Annotated in this window: 5 protein-coding genes and 1 tRNA gene; 2 read left to right on the top strand and 4 right to left on the bottom strand. The window is 56.1% G+C overall.

Annotated features, from left to right (window positions below):
- Nucleotides 1–324: 324 nt before the first annotated feature.
- Nucleotides 325–1,101, top strand: a complete 777-nt coding sequence (locus QZL71_RS07425) for a type III pantothenate kinase (RefSeq protein WP_044953371.1) — start codon at nucleotides 325–327, stop codon at nucleotides 1,099–1,101.
- Nucleotides 1,102–1,587: 486 nt separating this feature from the next.
- Here QZL71_RS07425 and QZL71_RS07420 read toward each other — a convergent pair.
- Nucleotides 1,588–1,664, bottom strand: a tRNA-Arg gene (locus QZL71_RS07420).
- A gap of 161 nt (nucleotides 1,665–1,825) precedes the next feature.
- On the opposite strand from QZL71_RS07420, the gene QZL71_RS07415 reads away from it, so the two are divergent.
- A complete protein-coding gene (locus QZL71_RS07415; RefSeq protein WP_294648387.1) occupies nucleotides 1,826–3,190 on the top strand; it encodes an MATE family efflux transporter in 1,365 nt (454 codons plus the stop codon).
- Nucleotides 3,191–3,230: 40 nt separating this feature from the next.
- Here QZL71_RS07415 and QZL71_RS07410 read toward each other — a convergent pair whose 3' ends face one another.
- From QZL71_RS07410 to QZL71_RS07400, 3 genes are all read right to left on the bottom strand, one after another.
- Nucleotides 3,231–4,259: an aldo/keto reductase gene (locus QZL71_RS07410; RefSeq protein ID WP_005936938.1), complete on the bottom strand. Its 1,029-nt coding sequence runs from the start codon at nucleotides 4,257–4,259 to the stop codon at nucleotides 3,231–3,233.
- A 128-nt stretch (nucleotides 4,260–4,387) separates the two neighbouring features.
- On the bottom strand, nucleotides 4,388–5,410 hold the full coding sequence (locus tag QZL71_RS07405; RefSeq protein WP_005936936.1) for a hypothetical protein: 1,023 nt from the start codon (nucleotides 5,408–5,410) through the stop codon (nucleotides 4,388–4,390).
- Nucleotides 5,411–5,637: 227 nt separating this feature from the next.
- Nucleotides 5,638–7,143 (bottom strand): carbon starvation CstA family protein, encoded by a 1,506-nt coding sequence (locus tag QZL71_RS07400; RefSeq protein ID WP_097774059.1) that lies wholly within the window; start codon nucleotides 7,141–7,143, stop codon nucleotides 5,638–5,640.
- Nucleotides 7,144–7,368: the final 225 nt, after the last annotated feature.

Raw genomic sequence — 7,368 nt, 5'->3', positions numbered from 1 at the left:
TTTGGAAGTCATTCTTTTGCCTCAGCGCTTGGCGCTCAAGTATAATACCACACCCCCGCCTCCTTGTCAACACTTTTTGACAGATTTTTTCCAATTTCTTTGCAGAATAAAGGATCTCCCTGTTTTTCACCCGTTACAGGACGTGCCTTTTTCTTGACAAGGCGGCGGGCAGAACGTATTATGGAGTCATCCCCCAGCATCCTGTGTAAGGTAGCTATATTTATTCTATAAGGGAGAAGCGCCATGTCCTGTGTCAGTATCCGCGGCGGGCGCGCTATTATATTATATATACATTATATTGCGCTGCAGAGGAGGGCTTTGTTTATGATACTCACCGTCAACATTGGCAACACCCACATCACCGTGGGCGGCTACGAGCAGGATACTCTGCGTTTTTGTGGACGGCTGCACTCTGATACCGCCGCAACGGTGGACGAATACGCCATCCGTCTGGTGAATCTGCTCTCTCTGCACGGTGCATCGCCGGCACAAATTGAAGGCGGTATTCTGGGCAGTGTAGTGCCCGTGCTGAGCGGCCGGGTTCTTTCCGCTTTGCGTATCCTCTGCAATGCACGCATCCTGACGGTCGGCCCCGGCCTGAAAAGCGGCATCAAGCTTCGGCTGGACAACCCCGCCCAGCTGGGTGCCGAGCTTTTATGCGGTGCTGTTGCTGCACTGGCAGAGTGTTCCGGGCCGCTGGTGGTGATCTCAGCCGACACCGCTATCTCCATGATGGCAGTCAATGCCAAGCAGGAGCTTGTGGGCGGAGTGATTCTACCCGGGCCGCAGCTCTCGCTGAGCGCACTGGTAAAGAACACCGCTCAGCTGCCGCAGATCGACCTTGCTGCAAAGGCTCCTGCATCCATTCTGGGCAAGAGCACCTCTTCCTGCCTGCAGAACGGCTTTGTACTGGGCACCGCCAGCCTGCTGGACGGTCTGGCGGAACGTTTCTGCGCAGAGCTTGGCCCGCAGACAGCATTCTACGCCACCGGCAATCTGCCCATTCCCATCCGGGAAGCATGCTGCACCCCCATTTTATACCGGGAGACCCTCATCACAGACGGGCTGTACCGCATCTGGATGAAAAACAAAAAAGGATAACTCGAATCCTCCCGGCGCACTGAAAAAAGAAAAACCAGAACACAGATGTGTTTTACGGGTTTCAGGACAGTTCGATTTTTCCCCGGATGAACCGTAGTCCTCTCGTTAGACATTCCTACAGGTTGGCGACCGCAGGCTAAGCAAAGCCGCGCTGTGGCTTTGCTTGCGGCGCTGCGCGCCGCCGCCTTGTTCGAATCCTCCCGACGCACCGTAAATCGCAGCCTGTTGTTAGACATTCCTACACGCTGGGAACCGCGCACTAAGCAACAGCCCGCTGGGCTGATTGCTTGCCCTGCTGTGCAGGGCCTGACGGGTTGCGTTTGCTGATTTTTCTGCAGCCCCTTGGCAGGGCTTTGAAAAATCAGAACGCGGCCCCAACAACTCCTCCCTGTTTCAGCCACTGGCTGCGGTCGTCGTCGTTGCTGTTCGAATCCTCCCGGTTGCACAAAAAGAATCCCCGGCACACGAAAGTGTGTCGGGGATTCTTGGTGCGACCGGGAGGATTCGAACCTCTGGCCTTCCGGGTCGGAGCCGAACGCTCTATCCAGCTGAGCTACGATCGCACATATTCATTTCATCGGTGTAAAGTAGTATAGCACAGCCACACAAAAAAATCAAATATGAAATGTCGATGCTATCTTGCAAAAGCCGCAGCGGCCCATATAATAGAGGGTGTGCCCCGGTGTGCGCGGGCACGGTTTAGGTTAAAGGATAAAAAGAGAACATGAAATCAAATACCAAAACACTGACCGAAGGCCCTCTGGCCAAACAGATCTTTCTGGTCAGTCTGCCGCTGGCGCTTTCCAACCTGCTGCAGGTGCTGTTCAACATGTCGGACGTGGCCGTGGTAGGCCGGTTTGCAGGCTCTACAGCGCTGGGCGCGGTGGGTTCCACCAGCATCCTCGTCAGCCTGTTCACCGGCTTCCTGATCGGCCTGAGCGGCGGCATCAACGTGCTGGTGGCCCGCTTCTACGGTGCACGGCACGAGCACGATGTGGAAAAGACTGTCCACTCCGCCGCCATCGTCAGCCTGATTGCGGGTGTGGTGCTGCTGTTCGTCGGCCTGCTGGGTTCCCCCTTCATGCTGCGGCTGCTGAACACCAAGGACGACCTGCTGCCCGGTGCCATCCTGTACCTGCGGGTGTACTTCCTTGGTATGCCCGCTCTGGCCTTGTACAACTTCGGCAACGCTGTGTTCAGCGCCATCGGCGACACCAAAAAGCCGCTGATGTACCTGTCCATTGCGGGCGCACTGAACATTGCACTGAACCTGTTCTTTGTCATCGTGTGCCAGTTAAGCGTCATGGGCGTGGCGCTGGCCAGTGCCATTTCGCAGTGCGTCTCTGCCGGGCTGATCCTGCACGCTTTGACCAAAGTGCAGGACTGCTACGTGCTGGACACCAAAAAGCTGCATCTGGACCCCGCCACAACAAAGAGCATTCTGGGCCTTGGTCTTCCGTCCGGTTTCCAGAATGCCATTTTCGCCATTGCAAACCTGTTCATTCAGGCAGGGGTCAACTCCTTCGACTCTCTCATGGTCAAGGGCAACAGCGCCGCCGCCAATGCCGATGCCATGATCTACGACTGCATGGCCGCATTCTATATGGCCTGTGCAAGCTTTATGAGCCAGAACTACGGCGCTGGCAAGCCGGACCGCGTAAAGAAGAGTTATTTCATCAGTCTGGCCTACTCCTTTGGTGTGGGCCTGATCCTGGGCGGAAGCCTGTTCCTCTTTGGCCGCACCTTCCTTGCCCTGTTCACCACCGAGAGCGCCGTCATTGATGCCGGCATGAAGCGCGTGGGCGTGATGGGCTTTGCCTACTGCATCTCCGCCTTTATGGATTGCACCATCGCCGCTTCCCGCGGACTTGGCAAGACGGTGGTGCCCACCATTATTGTGGTAATGGGTTCCTGCGTATTCCGGGTGATCTGGGTATACACCATCTTCGCGCACTTTCACACCATTCCCTCGCTGTACGCACTGTACCCCTGCAGCTGGGCGCTGACCGCCCTTGCCGAGATCGTGTACTTCGCACACTGCTATAAGGAATCGATGAGGATTTTTGAGCAGCCAAAAGCTGCCGCATAAAGCACAAAAGCTCCTGTCTGAATGGGCAGGAGCTTTTGTGTTACTGAACTTTTACTTCACCGGCCAGAACGCGCTTGTAATCCTCATAGTTGCGGGCCAGCAGGGCGGGGGTATCCAGACCATATGGGCACTTGGCCTTGCACCGGTTGCAGTGCAGGCAGCCCTCGATCTTTTTCATCTTGGCCTGACCTGCGGGGCTGAGATGCTCTGCCGAGGGCGAACGCCGCAGCAGCAGGCTCATGCGGGCGCAGTTGTTGATCTCGATGCCTGCCGGGCAGGGCATACAATAGCCGCAGCCGCGGCAGAACTCGCCGCACAGCTCGGCACGATCCCCCTCAATGACGGCACGGATGTCGTCGGTCATGCGCGGCGGGTTGTCGATATAGGAGAGGAACTCGTCCAGTTCCCTTTCACGCTGCACGCCCCAGATGGGCAGAACTCCATCGAACTGCGCCTCAAAGGCATAGGCTGCGGCGCTGTTGGTGATCAGTCCACCGGACAGGCCCTTCATGGCGATAAAGCCCATATTTGCCGCCTTGCACTTGTTCACCAATTCCAGCTCCTGCTCACCGGAGATATAGCTGAACGGGAACTGCAGCGTCTCGTACAAACCGCTGTCAATGGCCTCGTGGGCCACCTTCAGGCGGTGGTTGGTGATGCCGATATGCCGGATCATGCCCTTGGCTTTGGCCTCCTGCATAGCCTCGTAGAGGCCGGAGCCGTCGCCTGGCTTCGGGCAGAATGCGGGATTGTGGAACTGGTACAGGTCAATGTAATCGGTGCGCAGGTTGGTGAGTGAGGTGTGCAGGTCCTTCCAAAAGTCCTCTGCGTTCTGCGCTGCCGTTTTGGTGGCGATATACACTTCCGTGCGGATGCCGTCAAAGGCTTCGCCCAGCTTCACCTCGCTGTCGGTGTAGGCGCGGGCGGTATCAAAAAAGTGGATGCCTGCCTTGTAAGCCTTGCGGGCCAGATAGACGGCATCTTCCTGCGAGATGCGCTGGATGGGCAGTGCGCCGAAGCCATTTTTGTTCACCGTGATGCCGGTGCTGCCAAGGGTGACCATATCCATAGCTGTTTCCTCCACTCGTGGGTGTAAAGACTCTCCTTTTTCATTATAAAACGAACGATTCTGCTGTGCAAGAAGTTAGGCAAAGCAAAAGGGCCTTCCCCGAAGGAAAAGCCCTCTTTGCTTACTTTTTACTGATAATCGTGGTTCAGGAACATCGCTTTGATGACCACCACCTCGTCGTATTCCTCCTGTTCCACCTGCACGTCTGCATTCAGGGACTTCAGGCGGTTTTCCACGGCAGTCAAAGCCTCCGGCACGGTGACGGCGCGGCCCTCTTCAATGGCATCGGCCATCTGCTTGAGCACGATGGGATGTGCGTAATGGCTGGGCACCGGGAAGGCACCGTTCGGGTAGTGCTTCACGTATTCTGCCATAGCAGCTTCGGCCTTCTCGGCCCGCTTCATGATGGCGCTGTGGTTGTTGTGGGCAGTGGGCAGCATGTTGTAGCTGGAGAACAGGAAGATGGCTGCAAAGCCAAACAGTGCAAAGTAGATGCCATAGCCGCCGGTGTGGGTGGTAACGGCATACAGGCCGTAGGCCGCGGAGACGATGCCCATAACAAAGATGGCAAGTGCCACATAGCGGTACACCGGCTTGCTTTGCAGCTGGGCGCGCTTGCGGCGCTCGGCTGCACTCAGCTCATCGGCGATTTCCGGCTTTGCTTCCAGATATTCCTTTGCCCTGCGCAGCACGGTGATGCTGTGACGGGCATCGTCGGTCAGCTCGCTTTCCGGCAGCTTGCGGGAGGCCTTTTCGGCTTCCTTCTTCTGCAGCATCTGTTCACCGGCTGCGCTGAGCAGATGGATCTGCGGCTGCTCTTTGGCCAGCACCTCCAGCAGCTTGTCCACATCCCGCTCGTCCTTGAAGTTGCACTGCTTCTGCTTGCCGCCATCGTACTCCACCACAAGGTAGGCCATGGAGGCAAACATGCCCTTGCCGGTAAAGCCGCCGGAGCTCATAGCCACCCGCTTGAACACGCGGCTGATGCTGCCATAGGGCAGATAATAGCGGCGATCGATGTAAAAGCTGTTGAGGTACAGCGCCTTTTTGCCAACGCCGCAGGGGCCGATCTTTTTGCAGGACTTTCTGTCCTCCACCAGCTCCTGATTATCAAGCTTTGCCATACCCAGCTGTGCAGGTTTGAAGATCATGGAAGTTCCCTTCTTTACTGTTAGTTTCCGGTCCAGCCGCAGATGCTGCAGCCATTCCAAATAAAATCACCGGTTCTATTTTCGCACTGCAGCCCTCAAAATGCAACCCCTTCTGCTGCTAAGATTTGCACAAAAGGTTTGTCTGTTATGTCAAAACACCCCCGTCACTGCGGGGTGCAGCGGCGGGGGTGTCAGAGTTTAAGGCTTATGCGGTGCGGCAGACATCCTTATGCCTTCTGAGAAGCGGTGTGCTTCTTGGTGGCATGGATGAAGAGTGCCAGCATTGCGATTGCAAAGATGATGCCGATGGGGTATGCAACGGCAGTGTTGTAAGCGACCAGCTTGCCGTCTGCGTAAGTATTGATCATCTTGCCCAGGCACTCAGGTGCCAGCACGAAGTAGGTGCAGGACACAGCGCTCATGAAGGTAGCGGGCACAGCGGTGATCCAGTAGTTCTTCTTCTCCTTGAACAGGTACATGGATGCAGCCCACAGAACGATCATGGCCAGCGTCTGGTTGGTCCAGCTGAAGTAGCGCCAGATCACGGTGTAGTTGATGAAGCCCAGTGCGTTGCCGATGCCAAGGAAAGCGCCAACGCCCAGAACCGGAATGCAGAGCTTCAGGCGGTTTGCGTAGCTGTCCTGATCGATCTTGAGCCAGTCGGCCAGGGTCAGACGAGCGGAACGGAACGCGGTATCGCCGGAGGTGACGGGGCAGATGACAACGCCGATCATTGCCAGAGCAATGCCAACGCCGCCCATGGTCTTTGCACACACGTCGTAGATGGCAGCAGACTGACCAGCAGCCAGAGCCTCGGCCAGACCAGCCATCTTGCCGTCGGTGATGGTGTACAGTGCGCAGCCGGCAGCGGCCCAGATCAGAGCGATGACGCCCTCGCAGACCATTGCGCCGTAGAACACGAAGTGGCCCTGCTTCTCACTCTTCATGCAGCGAGCCATCAGAGGCGACTGGGTGGAGTGGAAGCCGGAGATAGCGCCGCAGGCAACGGTGATGAACATGAAGCTCCAAATGGGAGTGCCCGACGGATGCATGTTGCCGAAGTTTGCCCAGATCTCGGGGATGGTGTAGGCGGGGTTGGTAAAGATGCCGAAGATAACGCCCACAGCCATGATGATCAGGCAGATGCCGAACACGGGGTAGATCTTACCGATGATGGCATCAATGGAAATAAAGGTTGCGATGAAGTAGTACACCAGAATGATGATCAGCCAGAACAGGGTGGTGGTCAGCAGACCGGACATGCCGCTGTTCTTGCACAGGGTAACGATCAGGCCTGCGGGGCCCACTGCGAACACGGTACCAACCATGATCAGCAGCACAACAGAGAACACACGCATGATGTTCTGCATGACAGGTCCGAGGTATCTGCCGGTGACCTCAGCGATGGATGCGCCATCGTTGCGCTCGCTCATCATACCGGAGAAGTAGTCATGCACACCACCTGCAAAGATGGTGCCGAAGGTGATCCACAGGAACACCACGGGACCCCACAGAGCACCCTGCAGTGCACCAAAGATGGGGCCCAGACCTGCAATGTTCAGCAGCTGGACGAGGAACAGCTTCCACTGGGGCATCACAACGTAGTCAACGCCGTCGTTGATGCGCACAGCAGGAGTTTCGCGGTCGTCCGGGCCGAACGTGTTGTCAACGATCTTGCCATAGACAAAGTAGCCGATGATCAAGAGCGCCAGACAGAGTAAGAAACTAATCATACCAGAAACCTCCTTTTTGATTCAAACCACAGCCAGCATTTTGCGTGCCCAGCTGCGGCTCTGACCAATCTCTGGCTTCATGTTAACACTTTTTTCATAAAGCAGTTAATATTTTTCTGGTATGGTTCCCATATCAAAAAGTATATGGCAAGATGCTTCCGCGGAATACCCGCAAAGAATTTTTATCGCGTTCACGACAAATTTTCTTAATTCCCCGGCAAAGAC

Origin of the sequence: uncultured Faecalibacterium sp. (genome assembly GCF_900066275.1) — a bacterium.
Taxonomy (GTDB): Bacteria; Bacillota; Clostridia; order Oscillospirales; family Ruminococcaceae; genus Faecalibacterium; species Faecalibacterium taiwanense.
Note: the sequence above shows the minus strand (reverse complement) of the source record. Positions and strands in the feature narration are given on the sequence as shown.

Coding starts and splice junctions, on each gene's coding strand:
- QZL71_RS07425 (WP_044953371.1), top strand. CDS start 325: ATGATACTCACCGTCAACATTGGCAACACCCACATCACCGTGGGCGGC.
- QZL71_RS07400 (WP_097774059.1), bottom strand. CDS start 7,143: ATGATTAGTTTCTTACTCTGTCTGGCGCTCTTGATCATCGGCTACTTT.
- QZL71_RS07405 (WP_005936936.1), bottom strand. CDS start 5,410: ATGATCTTCAAACCTGCACAGCTGGGTATGGCAAAGCTTGATAATCAG.
- QZL71_RS07410 (WP_005936938.1), bottom strand. CDS start 4,259: ATGGATATGGTCACCCTTGGCAGCACCGGCATCACGGTGAACAAAAAT.
- QZL71_RS07415 (WP_294648387.1), top strand. CDS start 1,826: ATGAAATCAAATACCAAAACACTGACCGAAGGCCCTCTGGCCAAACAG.